Source organism: Arthrobacter cryoconiti, assembly GCF_020905375.1.
Classification (GTDB): Bacteria; Actinomycetota; Actinomycetes; order Actinomycetales; family Micrococcaceae; genus Specibacter; species Specibacter cryoconiti.
The window spans coordinates 1-18,210 of record NZ_JAJJBU010000033.1; the positions used below are offsets into that span (position 1 = coordinate 1).

General features: G+C 58.4%; 17 protein-coding genes, 6 tRNA genes, 1 pseudogene and 1 riboswitch. Of the genes and pseudogenes, 8 read left to right on the plus strand and 16 right to left on the minus strand.

The window, feature by feature from the left end; translation table 11 throughout:
- Window positions 1–94: 94 nt before the first annotated feature.
- The 11 genes from LOH53_RS15365 to LOH53_RS15415 form a co-directional block, all read right to left on the minus strand.
- On the minus strand, window positions 95–697 hold the full coding sequence (locus tag LOH53_RS15365) for a GNAT family N-acetyltransferase (protein WP_230068643.1): 603 nt from the start codon (window positions 695–697) through the stop codon (window positions 95–97).
- Window positions 690–1,142 (minus strand): Rieske (2Fe-2S) protein, encoded by a 453-nt coding sequence (locus LOH53_RS15370; RefSeq protein ID WP_230068644.1) that lies wholly within the window; start codon window positions 1,140–1,142, stop codon window positions 690–692. The genes LOH53_RS15365 and LOH53_RS15370 overlap by 8 nt, the downstream gene beginning before the upstream one ends.
- 122 nt (window positions 1,143–1,264) lie before the next feature.
- A complete protein-coding gene (locus LOH53_RS15375; protein ID WP_230068645.1) occupies window positions 1,265–3,406 on the minus strand; it encodes a 3-hydroxyacyl-CoA dehydrogenase NAD-binding domain-containing protein in 2,142 nt (713 codons plus the stop codon).
- Window positions 3,403–4,698 (minus strand): thiolase family protein, encoded by a 1,296-nt coding sequence (locus LOH53_RS15380; protein ID WP_230068646.1) that lies wholly within the window; start codon window positions 4,696–4,698, stop codon window positions 3,403–3,405. The genes LOH53_RS15375 and LOH53_RS15380 overlap by 4 nt, the downstream gene beginning before the upstream one ends.
- A gap of 119 nt (window positions 4,699–4,817) precedes the next feature.
- Entirely contained in the window at window positions 4,818–6,248 is a 1,431-nt protein-coding gene (locus tag LOH53_RS15385; protein ID WP_230068647.1) for an HRDC domain-containing protein, read from the minus strand.
- Between the two features lie 37 nt (window positions 6,249–6,285).
- Window positions 6,286–6,855 (minus strand): DUF3000 domain-containing protein, encoded by a 570-nt coding sequence (locus tag LOH53_RS15390; RefSeq protein ID WP_230068648.1) that lies wholly within the window; start codon window positions 6,853–6,855, stop codon window positions 6,286–6,288.
- 78 nt (window positions 6,856–6,933) lie between these two features.
- Complete coding sequence (locus LOH53_RS15395) at window positions 6,934–8,004, minus strand: threonine aldolase family protein (protein WP_230068649.1); 1,071 nt, start codon at window positions 8,002–8,004, stop codon at window positions 6,934–6,936.
- 10 nt (window positions 8,005–8,014) lie between these two features.
- On the minus strand, window positions 8,015–8,740 hold the full coding sequence (locus tag LOH53_RS15400) for an SDR family NAD(P)-dependent oxidoreductase (RefSeq protein ID WP_230068650.1): 726 nt from the start codon (window positions 8,738–8,740) through the stop codon (window positions 8,015–8,017).
- A gap of 18 nt (window positions 8,741–8,758) precedes the next feature.
- Window positions 8,759–10,144 (minus strand): DUF6421 family protein, encoded by a 1,386-nt coding sequence (locus LOH53_RS15405; RefSeq protein ID WP_230068651.1) that lies wholly within the window; start codon window positions 10,142–10,144, stop codon window positions 8,759–8,761.
- Window positions 10,145–10,320: 176 nt separating this feature from the next.
- Window positions 10,321–10,743, minus strand: coding sequence for a peptide-methionine (R)-S-oxide reductase MsrB (gene msrB / locus LOH53_RS15410; protein ID WP_230068652.1), 423 nt, complete (start codon window positions 10,741–10,743; stop codon window positions 10,321–10,323).
- Window positions 10,744–10,757: 14 nt separating this feature from the next.
- Entirely contained in the window at window positions 10,758–11,249 is a 492-nt protein-coding gene (locus LOH53_RS15415) for a hypothetical protein (RefSeq protein WP_230068653.1), read from the minus strand.
- Between the two features lie 134 nt (window positions 11,250–11,383).
- On the opposite strand from LOH53_RS15415, the gene LOH53_RS15420 reads away from it, so the two are divergent.
- The gene (locus LOH53_RS15420; RefSeq protein ID WP_230068654.1) at window positions 11,384–12,601 is read left to right on the plus strand and encodes an alpha/beta hydrolase family protein; all 1,218 of its coding nucleotides are present in this window, start codon (window positions 11,384–11,386) and stop codon (window positions 12,599–12,601) included.
- 13 nt (window positions 12,602–12,614) lie between these two features.
- On the opposite strand, the gene ybaK is transcribed toward LOH53_RS15420, so the two are convergent.
- The 3 genes from ybaK to LOH53_RS15435 are packed head-to-tail and all read right to left on the minus strand — an operon-like array spanning window position 12,615 to window position 14,603.
- Window positions 12,615–13,118, minus strand: coding sequence for a Cys-tRNA(Pro) deacylase (ybaK, locus tag LOH53_RS15425; RefSeq protein WP_230068655.1), 504 nt, complete (start codon window positions 13,116–13,118; stop codon window positions 12,615–12,617).
- A 57-nt stretch (window positions 13,119–13,175) separates the two neighbouring features.
- Window positions 13,176–13,634: a SufE family protein gene (locus tag LOH53_RS15430; protein WP_230068656.1), complete on the minus strand. Its 459-nt coding sequence runs from the start codon at window positions 13,632–13,634 to the stop codon at window positions 13,176–13,178.
- A gap of 48 nt (window positions 13,635–13,682) precedes the next feature.
- Window positions 13,683–14,603 carry a sulfurtransferase gene (locus LOH53_RS15435; protein WP_230068657.1) on the minus strand — a complete coding sequence of 307 codons (921 nt, stop codon included), beginning with the start codon at window positions 14,601–14,603 and terminating at the stop codon, window positions 13,683–13,685.
- Between the two features lie 249 nt (window positions 14,604–14,852).
- On the opposite strand from LOH53_RS15435, the pseudogene zapE reads away from it, so the two are divergent.
- A pseudogene (gene zapE, locus LOH53_RS15440) lies at window positions 14,853–15,890 on the plus strand (cell division protein ZapE); the annotation flags it as partial.
- Window positions 15,891–16,153: 263 nt separating this feature from the next.
- Here the strand turns inward: zapE and LOH53_RS15445 are convergent.
- Window positions 16,154–16,339, minus strand: a complete 186-nt coding sequence (locus LOH53_RS15445; RefSeq protein WP_230068659.1) for an antitoxin — start codon at window positions 16,337–16,339, stop codon at window positions 16,154–16,156.
- 157 nt (window positions 16,340–16,496) lie between these two features.
- A riboswitch (guanidine-III (ykkC-III) riboswitch) is annotated at window positions 16,497–16,558 on the plus strand.
- Between the two features lie 13 nt (window positions 16,559–16,571).
- Here LOH53_RS15445 and LOH53_RS15450 point away from each other — a divergent pair.
- Window positions 16,572–16,886 carry a DMT family transporter gene (locus tag LOH53_RS15450; protein WP_230068660.1) on the plus strand — a complete coding sequence of 105 codons (315 nt, stop codon included), beginning with the start codon at window positions 16,572–16,574 and terminating at the stop codon, window positions 16,884–16,886.
- A gap of 70 nt (window positions 16,887–16,956) precedes the next feature.
- On the opposite strand, the gene LOH53_RS15455 is transcribed toward LOH53_RS15450, so the two are convergent.
- Window positions 16,957–17,028, minus strand: a tRNA-Val gene (locus tag LOH53_RS15455).
- A gap of 451 nt (window positions 17,029–17,479) precedes the next feature.
- Here LOH53_RS15455 and LOH53_RS15460 point away from each other — a divergent pair.
- The 5 genes from LOH53_RS15460 to LOH53_RS15480 all read left to right on the plus strand — a co-directional run bounded on the left by LOH53_RS15460 (window position 17,480) and on the right by LOH53_RS15480 (window position 18,092).
- Window positions 17,480–17,552: transfer RNA gene (locus tag LOH53_RS15460), tRNA-Gly, on the plus strand.
- Between the two features lie 24 nt (window positions 17,553–17,576).
- A tRNA-Cys gene (locus tag LOH53_RS15465) sits at window positions 17,577–17,650 on the plus strand.
- A gap of 57 nt (window positions 17,651–17,707) precedes the next feature.
- Window positions 17,708–17,779: transfer RNA gene (locus LOH53_RS15470), tRNA-Val, on the plus strand.
- Between the two features lie 51 nt (window positions 17,780–17,830).
- Window positions 17,831–17,902, plus strand: a tRNA-Gly gene (locus tag LOH53_RS15475).
- Between the two features lie 118 nt (window positions 17,903–18,020).
- Window positions 18,021–18,092, plus strand: a tRNA-Val gene (locus LOH53_RS15480).
- The last annotated feature ends 118 nt before the right edge of the window (window positions 18,093–18,210 follow it).

Genomic DNA, 18,210 nt, shown 5'->3' on the forward strand with positions numbered 1-18,210 from the left:
GAACTCGGCTAGTCCAAACGACGCACCCAAACAACACGCCTGAATGCAACTCGCCTGAATACCACACGCCGGCGTTGCTACGTCGCGAAGATTCTCAGTCTTCTGGGCTGAGGATTCTTTGGAAGAGCTGGTGGTCTTGCCACCATCCATTGATTCTGATGTACTTTTCCGCAATTCCAATTGAGGTGAAGCCACAGCGGGTCAGAACCTTCTGAGAGCCGACATTGTGGATCAGAGTCCCTGCCTGCAATCGGTGTAGGCCGAGTTCCTCCAAAGCGTAGTTGCAGACGAACCTAACAGCGGCTGTCGCTAGGCCCTGTCCCTGATGGTCCTCAGCAACCCAATAGCCCAGATGACCGTTACTAAAGGCTCCTCTGACAATATCTGTGAGCGAGATCCGCCCTACCGCAGCACCGTCATGGAACAAGATCCAGAAGAGACTGCGCCGTTCGTGTTGCAAGGCAACAGAGTCAGCAAGGAGAACCTCTTGGCCTGCGAGAGTGTAGAAGGAATCCGGGCGGATCGGCTCCCACGGTTGGAGAAACGCCTTATTGCGGGCACTAGCTGTTGCAACTGCCAATGCGTCGGCTGTGGTGAGCAGCCGAATGGATACGGTACTGCTCAACGCACACCCGTCTGCTTCCGGAACGGAAAGGTGTTGAGTAGAAGAAGCAGAACCAATCAAGAACTCAGACACTGACCGTGATCCAGTCACCGTCAATGGCCGCAGCGAATCTGGGCAGCGCCTTCTTTGCCGGACCTGTCACCACTGTGCCGTCAGCACCCTTGAACACTGAACCGTGGCAGGGACATTTGAAGTTGGTTCCGCTGGGCGCGATTTGGCATCCGGCATGGGTACAAATATCGGTGTAGGCAACTACCTCGGTCTCCGAAGCACGGAATATAACAATATTCTGGCTCCCGGCTGTACCGGTGGCAGTTGTCCCGACCGGAACGTCAGCCAGCTTCCCGACTCGGGTGGGAGTTCCTGTCGTAGGAATAGCAAGCGGCGAAGTCGCCGATGATGAACCGGAGGTCCCGGATGGTGCGCAACCTGCCAGTGCTAAGGCGCAGACACCTCCGGTAGCAGCGGTGGTGGACGTGAGGAGCAAACGGCGGCTCAGTGTTGATTCAGCACTCATAGGCCCATTCTTTCAGTTCTAGCTGGAGGAAACCCCCAAACGGCACGACGCCGGTCGCGCCCAAAGTGCGCGGCCGGCGTCGTGTCGTATCGATCGTGGTGCTTGGTGAGAAAAACTAGCAGCTACGCTGTGTGGAACTTCTTCCCATTGACCCGCTCTGAAGCGCCAACCCGATCCAAGTACGGGGTGATTCCGCCCAAGTGCATGGGCCAGCCAGCTCCAAGGATCATGCACAAGTCGATGTCCTCTGGCCCGGCAACGACGCCCTCTTCAAGCATGAGACCGATTTCTTCGGCGAGGGCATCTTGGGTCTTGAGCAGCAATTCCTCCGATGTGGAGGGAGTGTTACCAAAGGTCAACAATGCCAGGGTGTCTTCCGGGATGGACACTGAACCGTCCTCCGCAGTCACCCACAGACTCTTCTTCCCGGCGTCGATCAGTGCCTGAATATTGCCAGAAACCGCAATCCTGTCGCCAAAGGCTGCATGCATGGATTCGGTCACGTGCTGGGCCACCGGCAGTCCCACCATGGCCAACAAAGTGAACGGCGTCATCGGCAGACCCATGGGACGCAGCGCGTTATCTGCGACGTGGGCGTCAGTGCCCTCGTCAAACGCGTTGGAGACCTCAGCCATCAGACGCAGGAGAACACGATTCACCACAAATGCTGCGGCGTCCTTGACCAAAACCGCCGTTTTGCGCAGTGCCTTAGCTGTGGCGAACGCTGTAGCGAGTACAGCGTCGTCAGTTTTCGGAGCACGCACAATCTCCAACAGCGGCATGACGGCTACGGGATTGAAGAAGTGGAAACCGACCACACGTTCGGGGTGGATAAGGTCCTCGGCCATGGCGGTCACGGACAAGGAGGAGGTGTTGGTGGCGAGGATGCACTCGGGCGAGACTATTGCTTCCACTTCGGCGAACACCGCCTTCTTGACGGTAAGTTCTTCAAACACGGCTTCGATGACGAAGTCAGCGTCGGCAAACGCTTCCTTGGAAACCGAACCTGACACCAGAGCCTTGGTGCGGTTAGCCGCGTCTTGGCTCAAGCGACCCTTTGCGAGCAGCTTATCCACCTCGCCGTGAACGTAGCCAACACCCTTGTCTACGCGCGCCTGATCAATGTCCGTCATGACGACTGGGACCTCCAGCTGGCGGGCAAATAGCAGGGCAAATTGACCAGCCATGAGCCCGGCTCCCACCACGCCAACCTTGGTCACTGGCCGAGCAAGTTTGGCATCGGGGGCACCTGCGGGGTGCTTGCCGCGCTTTTGCACCAGATCCAAGAACGCGTAAACGGTGTCGCGGAATTGCGGCGTCTGCATCAGGTCCGCCAGAGCCGCATCCTCTGCAGCGAAAGATTCTGCCTTGGTGTAATGCTTGCCCTTTTCCAACAGCTCAATGACGCGCGCCGGGGCGGGGGAGGCGTTGGAGGTTTTAGCTTCAACAAATTTCTTGGCACGTACGACGGCGGCGTCCCAGGCCGCGCTGTCTTCCTCGCTGAGCGGTTCGGAGACCGCGTTGTTTCGGGCCGGTGATTCGGTGCCGGCCAGCACGCGGGCGGCCCACGTCAGGGACTGCTCTACGAAGTCGGCTGGCTCAAACAAGGCGTCGGCAATGCCTAGCTTGTAGGCAGCCGCACCGCTGAGTGTGCGGTTATTGGAAAGTGGGTTTTCAATCATGACCTGAACGGCATTGGCCGGGCCGATCAACCGGGGGAGCAGGTACACGCCACCCCAGCCTGGTACCAAACCAAGGAAGGACTCTGGCAGGCCCAACGCTCCGGCGCCCGTGGAGACCGTGCGATAGTTCGCGTTAAGAGCGATTTCCAGCCCTCCACCAAGTGCCAGGCCGTTGATGAACACAAAGCTGGGAACGCCCAGATCATTTAGTGTCGAGTAGACATCGTGGCCCAACTGGGCCATCCACAGTCCGGCCTCGCGGTCCTTGAGGCTCTTCACGGCTGACAAATCGGCGCCAGCGGCTAAAAAGAATGGCTTTCCAGTCACTCCGACGCCAGCGATTTCGCCCCGGCCTGCGCGCTCACGCTGGGCTTGAAGTACCGTACCGAATTCAATGAGCGTATTGGGCCCCAGAGTGGAAGGGCGCCTGTGGTCTAATCCATTGTCCAATGTGATTAGGGCAAAGGTACCGCCGCTGGGGGCGCCGTCCACACTGGGAAGCGCGATGTCCACAACATACGAGTGCGTCACTACCTCGTCGGGGAAGAGGATCGCTAGTTTATTGAAATCCTGGGCGCTCATGCTGCGCTCCCATCGGTGTTAGTAGGGGCCACGGCAGCAGGGTTCCCTGGCCGAGCTTGCGAAGGTAGGGAGCTGTTGGGGATGTAGTGCGGATTTTCCCAGATGACGGTGCCTCCCATGCCCAAACCAATGCACATGGTGGTGATGCCGTAGCGAACGGAAGGGTCTTCCTGGAACTGGCGCGCCAGCTGATTCATGAGGCGAACCCCCGAAGATGCCAGTGGGTGGCCCACGGCGATGGCACCACCATAACGGTTGACGCGGGGGTCATTGTCCGCGATGCCAAAGTGGTCAAGGAAGGAGAGTACCTGCACGGCGAAGGCTTCATTGATTTCAAACAGCCCAATGTCCTCAATGGTGAGTCCCGCCAGTTTTAGGGCCTTTTCGGTGGCCGGAACGGGTCCAATTCCCATAACCTCCGGAGAAACCCCGGCAAAAGCGTACTGGACTAGGCGCATCTTTACGCTAAGACCAAGTTCTTCTGCTGCTTCGGCGGAAGCGAGGATTGCCGCCGTCGCACCGTCATTGAGTCCAGCGGCATTGCCAGCGCTGACGCGGCCGTGGGCGCGGAAGGGTGTGCGCAGCGCTGCCAGATCAGCCATGGTGGTCCCTGGACGCGGCGGCTCGTCCACGGTGTTCACATTCCAGCCTTGCTCCGACTTGAGAGTTGCCACTGGCACCATGTCTGGCTGGATCTGTCCGTTGGCGCTGGCGGCAGCGAATTTCTCTTGGCTGGACACGGCATAAGCGTCCGTGCGGGCCTTTGTAATTGCGGGGAAGCGGTCGTGCAAATTTTCGGCCGTATTACCCATGTTCAACGCGGCAGGATCCACCAGGCGCTCAGACATGAAGCGGGGGTTCGGATCGGCTCCGGCGCCCATCGGGTGGTGGCCCATGTGTTCCACGCCGCCGGCAATGACGACGTCGTACGCGCCGAAACCGATGCCGGACGCGGTGGTGGTCACAGCGGTCATGGCACCTGCGCACATCCGGTCAATGGCGAAGCCGGGCACGGACTTTGGTAGGCCAGCCAGCAGCGCAGCTGTTCGCCCGATCGTCATTCCTTGATCGCCAGTCTGGGTGGTCGCTGCGATCGCGACATCGTCAATGCGCTCTGCCGGTAGGGACGGGTTGCGGCGCATGAGTTCGCGGATGCATTTGACCACAAGATCGTCGGCGCGGGTGGAGGCATAGATGCCTTTTTCCCCGGCTCGCCCGAAGGGGGTGCGGACGCCGTCAACAAACACGACGTCCCTGATCTGCCTGTTTTGGCTCACCTTGTAACTCCTCATAACGAAAGACATGGGTGTACTGCCCGGCATGGAAGTAGGCCAGGCGACTGTGTCACATATCATGTTACTCGGCGGTAACTTAGACTTCAACCGCCTGCGGGTGGCGCTGGCACAAGTTGTCAGTCGCTGTGCGCGTGCTCCTTGGCTGGCAGCGGGTCCGGATGTGCCATGGCCTCGGTGAGTAGAGGCGCGGCAAGCTCAACTTGCCAGGCGCGAGCTCCCAGGACAGTCAGTGCGTCAGCGACATTTTCCACGGTGATGGACGACGGCGGTCTCCAGCACACCCGCCGCAGATAGTCCGGAGTCAGAATATTTTCCGCCGGGATGTCCATTTCCTGCGCCAACGCGTTCATTCGCGGCCGCGCAGTAGCGAATCTGGCCGCTGCATCGGCGTCCCTCTCGGCCCATACGCGCGGAGGAGGCGGAGCGTTGGTGGAAAGCTGCAAAGGCGGAAGATCGCTTGCGTTTTTTGCCGTTTGCAGAGCATGGAGCCACTTGGGGGCGTCACGCTTGGCGGCCCGTCCGTGGAAGCCTGAAAGCCCCAGTAGCGCTGGAACTGTGGTGGGCATTGCCTTGGCGGCTGCAACGATCGCTGAGTCCGGAATCAGTCGACTGGGAGCGATGTCACGGGACTCGGCCAATTTTTCACGTGTATACCAAAGCTCCCGGACAGCCCCGAGCTGGACGCGGTTGCGAATGCTATGGGACCCGTGCGTGCGCCGCCATGGGTCAACGCGCGGAGCCGGGACGCCAGCGTCGATGAGGTGTTGAAATTCTTCGGCGGCATATTTCAACTTGCCACTCGCTGCCAGGAGCGCCGTGAGCTCCTCCTCCAGTTCAGCTAAGACCTCCACGTCCAGAGCAGCATAGCGCAGCCAAGGTTCCGGGAGCGGCCGCGTAGACCAGTCCGCAGCGGAGTGTTCCTTGGCCAGGTGATAGCCCAACAGGGATTCGACGACGGCGCCTAACCCCACTCGCGGCAGCCCAGCAATTCGCGCTGCCAGTTCCGTGTCAAAGAGCTTGTCCGGCCACATGCCGACACCGGCCAAACAGGGGAGGTCCTGACTGGCTGCATGGAGAATCCATTCCACCCCGCGCAGTGCCTGATCGATGATCTTCAGATCCGGGAACGCTTCGGGATCAATTAGCCACGTACCGGCGCCGTCGCGACGAATTTGCACCAACATTGCCCGTTGCCCGTAGCGGAAGCCCGAAGCCCGTTCGGTATCGACCCCTGCCGGACCGTGCCCAGCGGCCAATGCTGCAGCACATCGCTTAAGTGCCGGTTCGGTGGTGACGACTTCCGGGATTCCGTCACGGGGAGTGTCCAGGTCCACCAGCGGCGGAAGTTGGGCCAAATCCACGCGTACGCCGTCAATCAGCACAGAGGTCAGTGGGGCTTCAGTGATCTCCTGGGCCTCTGTGGACTGCGGCGCTGTCTTGGACGCGGCCGACGGCGATGGCGGGCCGGTTTGTGCGGGCACAGGGTTCAAAGCGGTTGTTTTCCTGGCCCGCGTGAGCCTGGGGACGGTAGGAGAAGGTTCTGTCATGGTGCTTTCATTCTAGCGACTGGCACAGCGCAGGCGTCTAACGCCTTCTGCGCTGGGGAAGTAAGGTGACGCCGTCGGGCACGGGCGGAAGCCCCGCAAAGGTGCACACCATCTGCGCCCATGCCTCAAGATGGGACTGCACAGAAGGTCCGACCGGCGTCCAAGAGGCACGCAATTCAATGTCGACGACGTCGGCCCGAGCCGCCAGCGTCCCGTAACTTTCGGAGAGAATGCGTGTGGCAGTGCCTCCGGCGTTACGGTACTGGGCATCATGTTCTTCTAAGGCCTCCACCAGCCACGCCCAGGCAACATTTCCTAACAAGGCATCATTGCCGATGTCCGGTTCTAACTGTGCGCGGATATAAGTCACCATCCGAAACGTACCGTCCCACACGGGGGACCCGTCCGGGTCATGTAACAAGATAAAGCGGCCAGTGGCAAGCTCCTCGCCATCGACAACAACTTCGGCACCAAGAGCTACCCCGAACGGCGCCAGCCTCGTGGGGGCTGGGATCTCCTCGAGGCTGAGTTCACTTCTATTGCGGGCAGCTCGCAGTGACTGCAGCGCGTGCGCAAAGTCGGAAGGGAGCTGGGATTGTTGGCTCACCTTCGCAGGCTATTGTGTGTGTGCGGGCTTACAGCGCAGGCGCGCCGTAAACCCGCGCACACAACTCGGAAACGGGCGCTATGCCGTCTCAGCACGGATGGCAGCAACAAACGCGTCGATGTCAGCCTCCGTCGTGTCAAAGGAGCACATCCAGCGCACTTCGCGAGCGGCTTCGTCCCAATCATAGAAGCGGAACTGCGTGCGCAGGCGCTCGGCCAAGCCCTCGGGGAGAACGGCGAAGACGCCGTTGGACTCGGTAGCTTGAGTGAGGCGCACCTGTGGAATCTGTTCCACTGCCGCACGAAGTCTTGCGGCCTTGGCGTTGGAGTGCCGGGCGGACTTCAACCACAGTTCGTCTTGGAGCAGGGCCAGCATTTGGGCTGAGATGAAGCGCATCTTGGACGAGAGTTGCATGTTCATTTTGCGCAAGTAGATCAGGCCGTCAGCGGCTGATGGATTGAGGGCAACGATCACCTCGCCGAACAGAATCCCGTTTTTAGTGCCACCAAAGGAAAGGATGTCCACCCCGGCGTCGGAAGTGAACTCGCGCACAGGTACGCCAAGAAATGCTGCGGCGTTCGCCAACCGGGCGCCATCCATATGGACCTTCATGCCCAAAGCGTGAGCATGCTCGCAGATGGCTTTAACCTCTGCCGGGGTGTAACACGTCCCGAGTTCTGTGGTCTGCGTTATGGAGACGGCCAGGGGCTGTGCGCGGTGCTCGTCGCCAAAGCCCCAGGCCTCCTTGTCGATCAGTGCCGGGGTGAGCTTGCCGTCTTCGGTGGGTACCGAGAGAAGCTTCATTCCACCCACACGCTCCGGGGCCCCGTTTTCATCACAATTGATGTGAGCGGTAGCGGCGCAGACCACTGCGCCCCAGCGCGGCAACAGAGATTGGAGTGCTGTGACGTTTGCTCCGGTGCCATTGAATACGGGGAAGACCTCAACGTTCTTACCGAAGAGTTTGCTCATGGCTTCCTGCAAAGCGGCCGTATAGACATCTTCGCCGTAGGCGATCTGATGTCCCTCATTGGCATCGGCCAGTGCGGCCAGAACCTCTGGGTGTACTCCGGAGTAATTATCGGAGGCGAAGCTGCGCAGAGCCGGATCGTGGAGGCGGGAGCGCGAAGAAATGGTGTCAGTGGTCACTGCAAACCTTCTAGTTGAGTACGATGCGGTCGCCATTGAGCTGCGCCGCCGGAGTGGAAAAGAGCCCAACAACAGTTTGCCCCATGACTGCCACGTCGGTGAAGCCGGGGAACTTTCTTTCCGGTGCCTTGGCTCGCATGGCATCGTCCACCAGTGCCTTGACCACCAGGACGACGGCGGCTGCTGTGTTTTCGGTCGTTTCACCGGCAAGTCCGGAAGCCAGGGCCTGAACCCACGTCTCAGCGGCGGCCTTGATAGCAGCGTAGTTTGCGTTCCCAAGTGTTGGGGCGGTGACTGAGGTTGAGGAAACGATGGCGATGCGGCCGACGGGGGACGCTGCGATGTCCGCATAAAACGTGCGGGTGGTGTTGCGCAGCGTAGTCAGGACGGAGTGGTGCAAAAAGTCCCAGTCCGCGTCAGTCTGGGCAGCGAGACCCTTGCCTCCGCGCCAACCGCCTACTAGATGGATGAGCCCGTCAACGGTGCCGTGGTCATGGTGGATCTGTTCCGCTAGAGAGGCAACGGATTCTGGATCGGCCAAATCACAGGTGAATGGCAGTGCGCCGCCCGTTTGGTCAGCGGCCGCTTTGATGCGTCCGGCATCGGAGCCAACAGTTGCCACACGGAAGCCGGCACTCACCAATGCCTGAGCAACGGCCACGCCGGCGGCACTGCTGCCGCCGGCGATCACAACCAAAGGGGGATGACTCTGTTCAAAAGCGTTAGTTATAGCCATGCTTGCAACACTACCTACTTACGCTTCGCTGGAACCGGTGATACCTGAGGTGGACTCGATGACGCCAGCCATCTTCTTGGATAGTGCCTCGTAGAACATAGACAGTGGGAATTCGTCGTCCATCACCTGGTTAGTCATCTCGCGCAACGGAGAGGTCAGCGGCAGGGCATCGGGGCCCTTGGCCCAGGTCGATGCGGGATTCGGCGTGACTGTCGCGGAGACAAGTTCGTACGCGGCCAACCAATGGGATAGCTTCGGACGGTCGATCGAGCGCCAGTACAAATCCTCGATCTCATGGCCCAAGCTGATCACGACGTCCGGGACGTTCTCCCAGTCAATTGTGAGTTTCGTGTCGGTCCAGTGCAGCACGTGGTGCTGGTGTAGCCAGGCAAAGAGCAGCTGACCGCCCAGACCGTCGTAGTTGCGCACGCGACTACCGGTGATGGCAAAACGGAAAATCCGGTCAAAGATCACAGCATATTGAACAAGTTTTGCGTGCTTGCGGGCCTCGGGGGAGGCCTTTTCGTCATGTTCGACGGCGACCGACTCGCGGTAGGCGGTCAAATCACAGCGTAATTCCTCAAGGGAGTAGAGGAAAAAGGGCATGCGTTGCTTGATCATGAACGGATCGAACGGCAAGTCTCCACGCATGTGGGTCCGATCATGAATCAAATCCCACATGACGAACGTCTCTTCGGCCAGCCCCTGATCTTCCAGCAGCGCTGCGGCGTCAGCTGGCAGTTCCAGCCGGGTGACATCGGCGGCCGCCCGGACCACGCGACGGTAGCGCGCGGCTTCACGGTCCTGAAAAATGGCGCCCCATGTGAACGTTGGTGTTTCCCGCACCGCCACGCTTTCGGGGAATAGTACGGCGGAATTTGTATCGTAACCGGGGGTGAAATCCACCAGCCGCAACGGCACGAACAATTTGTTGGAATAGCTTCCGGCCTCCAGCTCACTGATGAATTCCGGCCAGATAACCTCTGCCAGCACAGCCTCTACCAAGCGAGAGGTGGAGCCGTTTTGTGTATACATGGGGAACACCACCAAGTGGCCCAGCCCATCAACACGGTGCTCGGCGGGATTGAACGCCAGGAGTGAATCGAGGAAGTCGGGGACGTCTAGGCCAGCTTCGACCCATTTGCCAAAGTCTGCCACGCATAGACGTAGATATTCGCTGTCGTGGGGGAAGTGCGGAGCCAACGCGCTGATGCTTGAGGTGATCGTCTCAATGAGTGCCTTTGCGCGGGGATGGTCTTCGGTATTGGGGACCGAGCCGTCCTTGATCTGCAGCGACTGCAGCTCTGTGGCGGCGTGCTTAAGGTCCAGCCATGTTTGATCGGTGGCAATTTCCGAGTAGTGGATTCCAGCGGAAATGCCGGCGTCTTCCAAGGTAGTGCTCATGGCCATTTATCCTTTGCAACTTCGGGGCTCTTCTGTGATGTCGAGCCTAACAATAGAACAGTAAAACTTATGATCCATATTCTCGAGCATCAGTAATTCTCGTGCTTAATAGCGCAAAAAACCGGTGCTGCACCAGCATTAGCAATGCTGGTGTGGCACCGGCGTTCAGGAAATGGTTACTGTTGCTCGACCGAGCGAAGCTTGAGGGATACTGAGTTGACGCAGAAGCGCTCATCCGTGGGCGTGTCATAGCCCTCACCCTTGAAAAGGTGGCCTAAATGGGAATCACAGGCGGTGCAGCGGACTTCAATCCGTTCCATTCCCAGCGTGTTGTCGTGCAGGTACCTAACGGTGCCATCCGCGAGAGGTGCATAAAAAGAGGGCCATCCACAGTCCGAGGCAAACTTCTCCTTGGATGTGAATAGCTCCGCTCCGCAGGCCCGACATTCGTACACGCCTTCTTGGGCAGAATCCCAGTACTCGCCCGTGAACGGCCTTTCGGTGCCGGCTTGGCGCAGTACCGCAAATTCCTCAGGCGTCAGCTCGGCGCGCCACTCGGAATCGGACTTGATAACTGATGGTGCTACAAATTCGCTCATACTTCACACAACGCTTAAGAGTCGCCAATAAATCCCGAGCCGGAATAAAGGTGCAGGACGGGCAGGCCTAACTTGCGCTGTGCTTGATGCGCCCAGTCTTGACGGAAAGTATCTGCCACAGCATGTGGACGGGTAACAACCACTGCCTGACGTGCTTGTGAATCGGTGACTTGTTCCACCAAAGAGGCCACCGCGTCGCCTTGGGCCACGCGACCGGTCGCCTTAGCCCCAGCAGCCAGGAGGACCGTCAGCGAAGCTTTGAGGATGTCCGCAGCGTCCGCCTGGACCTCTTCGGCAGAGGGCCGTTCCCGGAACTCGCGCAGCGCAGCGGGAACGTCCAGCATGGTCAGCTGATCAATCACGTCCACCAGGAGGTTCCGCTTGGTGTCAGCCGGGACCAGCAGGACTAACTCGACGTCGTCCTCTGGCCCATATAAATCAGTGATGTTTTCGGCATCGATGGCACTTAGTGGTTCTTCGGTCAGGATGATGATCGACTCGCTCATGGCACCAGCATAGGCGTCCGTGGACGCAGTAGGCGCACCGCACCGCTAATATCGTGGGCAAAATCTCTGCGAAAGTTCTTCCCACGCCGGTGCGCCGCTGAGCGGGTCCCTCTGGGGCTGGGCACAATGGAAGCATGGGAACTTCGGTGCAAGCATCCAACAAGTGGTTCAAATGGGGCATTCTGGGCGCCAGCATCGTGGGGGCAGGGTCAGTGGTGGTTGTCACGGCAACATCCGCCCTTGCCGGTTACTTTGCCCGCAAAGTGGTAACCCCGGAAAAGTCCCGCGTCGATGACGTCTCCATTCTGGCGGTGATCCCGCACGGTCCGGCTCTGCACGTTGTCCTGGAGTCCACTGCCGACACCATCATCGAGGGCACCTATGCGATCTACTTCAACGGCGGCTTGGCCCACGCGGTTATTGGCCAGATCATTTCGCACGTACCCAGAGAGGGTAGCGTCACCCGGGAAGTCCTGGAAGTCCACGGTGGGGACATTCGAACTGCCACGCAAGGCTGGTGGTCTGGCATTGTTTACGCCCATCCGGATGAGATGGGATTGGAAAGTGAAGACGTCACGCTTTCACTGCCCGACGGCCCAGCTCCCGCCTGGTTGGTTCGGGCTCCTTCGGCCATCGATACGTGGGCCATCATGGTCCATGGCCGTGGCAGCACACGGGCCGAAGGGCTAAGAGCCGTTCCTGCTGCACACCGCTTGGGAATGAACGCGTTGTTGATCTCCTACCGCAACGACGGCGAAGCACCTCCTGCGGCTGACGGTCGCTATGGGCTGGGGATCACTGAATGGAAAGATGTAGAAGCTGCGATTGACTTTGCCGTGAGTCGCGGAGCTAAGAACGTGGTTCTTTTTGGGTTCTCGATGGGAGGTGCCATCTGTCTCCAAAGCGCCGACATCGCACGGAACCGAAAACACGTACTGGCTATGGTTCTGGACGCACCCGTCATCAATTGGGTCAACGTGCTGGCACACCAAGCCGCGATGAATCGAATCCCGGACTACGTTGGGCGGTACGGGCAATTCATGCTCAGCCATCAGCTGGGGCGACGAATCACCGGCTTAGCGGCGCCGGTGAACCTGAAAACGATGGATTGGGTTAGCCGGGCAGTTGAACTGCGCACGCCAACCCTGATTCTGCACAGCATCGACGATGACTTTGTTCCCTACGAGCCCACCGCCGAACTGGCCAAACGCAATCCCGAGATGATTACTTTTGAGCCTTTCAGTAAAGCCAGACACACGAAAGAGTGGAACGTCGATCCGGATCGCTGGGAGAGCGCAGTTCAAAGTTGGCTCCAGCCCCGGTTGGGACGCTACGGATTACCGCGCGACTGAGTTGCCCGTGGCCTCATTGTGCTCGGTGGGCTATCTTGGCTGTTGTTGCTTGCGTCATCGCGATGAGGTCGGTGGGGGCCAGCTCCACATCGAATCCGCGGTGGCCGCCGGAGACATAAATGGTGTCAAAGAGTAGTGCGGATTCCTCCAAGACCGTGGGGGAGGACTGGCGCTGGCCGAGGGGAGATATTCCCCCCAAAACGTAGCCCGTCCGCCGCTGAGCTAGCGCAGCTTCGGCCATGGTGGCTTTTTTGTGGCCGGTGACTTGGGCCACTGCTTTGAGGTCAAGGGTGCCGTTGACGGGCACGATCGCCACCATCAAAGTGCCGTCAACGTCGATCATGAGGGTTTTGAACACTCTTTGTGGATCGACGCCCAACAGCTGCGCCGCCTCCTTGCCATAGCTGGGCGCAGAAGGGTCGTGGGCGTAGGCATGGGCGGCGAATACCACTCCGGCAGCTCTCAAGGCGACTGTGGCAGGAGTTCCGATGCTTCCAGCAAGTTTTTTCTTAGCCATAAAGGTCAGTGTTTCACTTTGTTCCCCAAGTCTGACTCCACGACCGCGGCCCATCACTTAAGCGGCCGGACTGACCCCGTTGGCGATCTTACGTTTAACCCGACCGAGCATGGCGGACATGCCGCGCATACGAAGAGGGGAAATGGCGCGGGTGAGCCCCAGCAGTTCTGGCATGTCGTCCGGTACCGCCAGAATTTCTTCGGCGGAAAGCCCGTCGAGTCCCTCATAGAGCACTGAAGCAAAGCCACGTGTTGTGGGTGCTTCTCTGGGTGCCTGAAAGAACAGTCGCATGCGATCTCCGTGGTCGGATTTTTCCGCTTCCACTGTTAGGAACAAGGGTGACTGACATTCCACCACTTGTTCCAGGAGCTCAGGATGGTTGCTGAGACGTTCCGGCAGGGCTGGCAGAGATCGGGAGAACTCCAAAAGGAGTGTCAAGCGATCACGCTCTTCGAGTTCTTGGAAATCGTTCACGATCTCTGCCAGTGCCTGCGGTAGTGCTTGTGAAGTAGTCATCACCTAAAGCGTACGTTTCTTTTCTCGTGTAGGTCTAACAGCGCTGTATTAGTTGATGGAAGGAACGTCTCCGCGTTCAATTCCCTTAGCGATCGGGACACGCACAGAGTTTCCCCACTCGGTCCAGGAACCGTCATAATTGCGGACGTTTTCAAAGCCCAGAAGGTACTTCAAGGCGAACCAGGTATGGCTGGAACGCTCTCCGATGCGGCAGTAAGCCACGACGTCGTCGCCCGCCTTCAGGCCGGCCTCGCCCAGGTAAAGGGCCTCAAGCTCTTCACGGCTGCGATACGTGCCATCAGAGTCCGCGGCGCGGCCCCACGGGATGGAGGCGGCCGTCGGAATATGGCCCCCACGCAGGGTTCCTTCCTGTGGGTAGGAAGCCATATGCGTGCGTTCTCCCGTGTACTCCTCGGTGGAGCGAACGTCAATCAACGGCTTGCCTAGGTGCGCAAGAACATCATCCTTGTAGGCGCGGATCGGAGCGTCGTTGCGCTCCACCACTGGATATTCTGATGCCGGCGTGATCGCAGTGGCTTCGGTCGTCAGCTCGCGGCCTTCAGCCGCCCACTTTTCACGGCCACCGTCCAGGAGCCTGACGTCTTCATGACCGAATAAAGTGAAAACCCACAGAGCGTAGGCGGCCCACCAGTTTGAATTGTCTCCATAAACCACCACGGTGGTGTCGCGAGAGATTCCCTTGGCGGCGGCGAGTAAGGCAAAAGCCGCGCCGTCGATGTAGTCGCGGGTGACGTCGTCGTTCAAATCGATGTGCCAATCGATCTTGACCGCACCCGGGATGTGTCCAGTCTCATAGAGGAGCACGTCTTCATCGGATTCAACCACTACAAGACTGCCGTCTTTCCCCGCGCCGCTGGCCAGTGTCTGGGCTAGCCATTGTGTGGACACCAGGCGCTCCGGATGCGCGTAGGTGGCAAATTTTTCATTCGTTTCAACAGCAACAGGCATGGTGCCCCTTTCGTAGGCAGTCCTCGCATTTTCCCAGCGAGGCGGGAAAAGTTTTTAGTGCGGGACTGTGACTTGATGAACGCTGTAGATGTGCAGCGGAGTGTGGTCCTCACCTTCAACAGTAACGATTCCTCGCGTTGAATACTTCCCACGGTTAACGTAAGGCAATATCCACGTGGGTATTCTTATAACCAGCCCCCGCAGTCCCATGACGCATATTTTTCTTTTTCCAGATGAACGGATCAGTCCTTGTTACAAGTTGAGCAACTCTCCACCCGCCGCCCGGCTGTGTCAGTGGAGGAACTGCTAAAGGGATTTGTCCCGTCCCCCCGTTTTGGGGAAGTTTCCTTCGCCAGCTACCGCCCCGATCCTGCCCAGCCCTCACAGGTGGAAGCACTCAGAGTGCTCCAAGAGTTTGGCTCTCATGTGGCGGATAAGCCGGTATCCGGGCTTCGTAAGCTTTTCAGTGGGAAGTCCAAAGCGGCCACCCCACGTGCCGGTATCTACCTCGATGGCGGTTTCGGCGTCGGTAAAACCCACCTGCTGTCCGCTTTGTGGCATCAGGTGGAGGGTCCAAAGGCCATTGGCACATTTGTGGAATACACCAACTTGGTCGGTGCGCTTTCCTTCCGCAAGACGGTAGAGGCGCTGAGTAGCTACAAACTCGTGTGCATCGATGAATTTGAGCTGGACGATCCAGGAGACACGGTTCTGATGTCCCGGCTGATGCGTGAACTAGCCGACGCCGGTGTGAAGTTGGCTGCTACCTCTAACACCCTCCCAGGAGCATTGGGAGATGGACGGTTCGCCGCAGTAGATTTTCAGCGCGAAATCCAGGTACTTGCCGAACAATTCGATATCTTGCACATTGACGGGGAGGACTTCCGCCATCGCGGCCTACCGATGCCTCCGCAGCCGTTGGCTAACAGTGACCTCGATGCCGCGATGCGCCGTGAGTTTGACGGTAAAACTGTTGCCGTGGATGACTTTGGCACCCTGATCGCCCATCTTGCCGGGGTGCATCCGTCCCGCTACCGCCAAATGTTGGAAGGAATCGACGCCGTGGTCTGGCGCAATGTACACACCATCACCGAGCAGGCGGTTGCGCTACGTTTCGTCGTTTTGGCGGACAGACTCTATGACAGGGACGTGCCGATCCTTGGTAGCGGCGTCGCCCTAGACGCTCTATTCACCTCGGAGATGATGGCTGGTGGTTACCAAAAGAAGTACTTCCGCGCGGTTTCTCGCCTGATGGCATTGGCCAGAGAAGCGCAGGAGGAGACGCCGCAGGGCAAGACGCCGCAGGCAGCTCCGGTCACCGGTGCGGCACCTGCTGTGCCAGTGACTGAGTCAATCACCGGCTGACCAATCGCTGAACCCATGGTTGAACCCACGGCTGGGTCACGTGACTTGGCAAAACGACTGAGTAAATTGCCTGAGTAAATTGACCGGGTAAATTGGTTGAGTCAACGCGAAAAAGGCACCGATACCGTCTCTCGACGGGATCGGTGCCTTTTCTTGACGCCTAAATCACGGGCGAAGGTTGGGAACTACTTAGCAGTGCGATCGAGGAAGTCAGAAGCTGCCTTCTGGACTCCATCGACCTGATCCTTGAACTTGGCATCGGTCTTGCTGTCGATGAAATCGCCAGCCTTCTCTACGCCGTCCTTGATCTTGTCTTCGTTGCCACTAACGAGATCCTCCGCTTTGCCCTTGATATCGTCAAAAATAGACAACAGGCACCTCCCTTCGCTCGTGGGGCCATTGGCGCCCCAAGTCCATTTATCCTACTGCTGCGCCTACCGAAGTCAATGCGTTCCCTGGTTTAGAAGTGTTAGTGCGCCCAACAGATCTTGGATTTAAGGTTGGCGTGCTTTGGGTGTGTCACCATTGGGGGAGCCCCCAGGCACCCGGACGAGGTGCGCCGTACCCGGCCAGCGACAAGACGGCGCCTAAGGAGAGTTCGCCATGGCGTGGATTGTGTTGATAGTTTCCGGGATGTTGGAGGCCGTATGGGCCACGGCGTTGGGAAAAAGTGAGGGGCTTAGTAAATTTGGCCCCACCTTCGTGTTTGGCGCTGCCCTGCTTGCTAGCATGGCCGGTCTTGCCTGGGCCATGCGCACACTGCCAACAGGTACCTCATATGCCGTGTGGGTGGGTATTGGCGCCACCTTGACGGTTGTCTACGCAATGGCCACGGGGACCGAATCTGTGACGGGGCTGAAGATTTTACTCTTGTTGGGCTTGGTTTCTTGCATAGTGGGCCTAAAACTGGCCCACTGAGGCGAGGCGCGGAACAAAAAATAAGAAGGTCCCGCAGCTGTGGTTCACAGTTGCGGGACCCTCTCGTGTGTGGGCGATACTGGGTTCGAACCAGTGACCTCTTCGGTGTGAACGAAGCGCGCTACCACTGCGCCAATCGCCCAAATCTAGCTCTTCGCCTAGCGGTATTCCTACCGCATGAGCGCTAGCTTTGATTCGTTGCGTTCAACAGAATAGCTCAAACTCTCTGATGCTCATAATCGATTGGAGGACGCATGGGGTTGGCTAGTCGCACGCTCGGCGAGTGTCAACGATCATCAAGGATCTCCGCGGAGGCACTATAGATGTGACGATGATCACAAATGTCGCGAAGCCATAAATGGGGCGCTAATGGCCTGTTTGGGGGCTGTGGACGGGTTGAAATGACATTGTTGTAGTTTTCTAAGATGCGTAAAATCCCTTGTCTTTGCTGGGCTCCGGGCGGTAAAGCCGGGATGGTGCCAGCTTGAATTGAGACTCGATTTGGCATTTAGTAAAAGGCTCCGGTAATGTTTTCACCGCAGCAACACGAACTACCGAAGCGGAGACGCAAACGGATAGGAAATGTAGCTCAAGTGGTCGTAGCTCAGCTGGTAGAGCACCACCTTGCCAAGGTGGATGTCGCGAGTTCGAATCTCGTCGACCACTCGCAGGAAACCGTTGAGTATTCACGGTGGGGTGGCCGAGAGGCGAGGCAACGGCCTGCAAAGCCGTGTACACGGGTTCGAATCCCGTTCCCACCTCCATTCTTGGCTGAACCAAGGCATTTCACCGAAGCGTTATTGTGTACAGTGGAATGCAATGGGCGATTGGCGCAGCGGTAGCGCGCTTCCCTGACACGGAAGAGGTCACTGGTTCGAACCCAGTATCGCCCACGCAACGATGAAAAAAATAGTTGACTATTAAGCCTTTTTTGGCGGTAACTTGCGGATGTGGCTCAGTGGTAGAGCATCACCTTGCCAAGGTGAGGGTCGCGAGTTCGAATCTCGTCATCCGCTCGGTAGAGGTCATGAAGTTGTCGGAATCTAAGCGATTCCGACATTTTTTATGGTCCGGCATTTTTAGGGTCCTAGATTATAGAACTCTATTCATGTGTTGGTTAAAGAGTAATAACACGGGCGATTGGCGCAGTGGTAGCGCGCTTCCCTGACACGGAAGAGGTCACTGGTTCGAACCCAGTATCGCCCACAAGACGAACATAAGACGAAAAGGCATCCCGTAGCGGGATGCCTTTTTCTCTGCTTCACATCCGGCTAATGAAATAGTAGAACTATGACGGCACCAGCTTTAGCACACAGCACAGACC

What these genes read in the sequence shown, in the direction of transcription:
- LOH53_RS15370 (WP_230068644.1), bottom strand. Translation starts at nt 1,142, where the DNA reads ATGAGTGCTGAATCAACACTGAGCCGCCGTTTGCTCCTCACGTCCACC.
- LOH53_RS15375 (WP_230068645.1), bottom strand. Translation starts at nt 3,406, where the DNA reads ATGAGCGCCCAGGATTTCAATAAACTAGCGATCCTCTTCCCCGACGAG.
- LOH53_RS15380 (WP_230068646.1), bottom strand. Translation starts at nt 4,698, where the DNA reads ATGAGGAGTTACAAGGTGAGCCAAAACAGGCAGATCAGGGACGTCGTG.
- LOH53_RS15385 (WP_230068647.1), bottom strand. Translation starts at nt 6,248, where the DNA reads ATGACAGAACCTTCTCCTACCGTCCCCAGGCTCACGCGGGCCAGGAAA.
- LOH53_RS15400 (WP_230068650.1), bottom strand. Translation starts at nt 8,740, where the DNA reads ATGGCTATAACTAACGCTTTTGAACAGAGTCATCCCCCTTTGGTTGTG.
- LOH53_RS15405 (WP_230068651.1), bottom strand. Translation starts at nt 10,144, where the DNA reads ATGAGCACTACCTTGGAAGACGCCGGCATTTCCGCTGGAATCCACTAC.
- msrB (WP_230068652.1), bottom strand. Translation starts at nt 10,743, where the DNA reads ATGAGCGAATTTGTAGCACCATCAGTTATCAAGTCCGATTCCGAGTGG.
- LOH53_RS15415 (WP_230068653.1), bottom strand. Translation starts at nt 11,249, where the DNA reads ATGAGCGAGTCGATCATCATCCTGACCGAAGAACCACTAAGTGCCATC.
- LOH53_RS15420 (WP_230068654.1), top strand. Translation starts at nt 11,384, where the DNA reads ATGGGAACTTCGGTGCAAGCATCCAACAAGTGGTTCAAATGGGGCATT.
- ybaK (WP_230068655.1), bottom strand. Translation starts at nt 13,118, where the DNA reads ATGGCTAAGAAAAAACTTGCTGGAAGCATCGGAACTCCTGCCACAGTC.
- LOH53_RS15430 (WP_230068656.1), bottom strand. Translation starts at nt 13,634, where the DNA reads ATGACTACTTCACAAGCACTACCGCAGGCACTGGCAGAGATCGTGAAC.
- LOH53_RS15435 (WP_230068657.1), bottom strand. Translation starts at nt 14,603, where the DNA reads ATGCCTGTTGCTGTTGAAACGAATGAAAAATTTGCCACCTACGCGCAT.
- LOH53_RS15450 (WP_230068660.1), top strand. Translation starts at nt 16,572, where the DNA reads ATGGCGTGGATTGTGTTGATAGTTTCCGGGATGTTGGAGGCCGTATGG.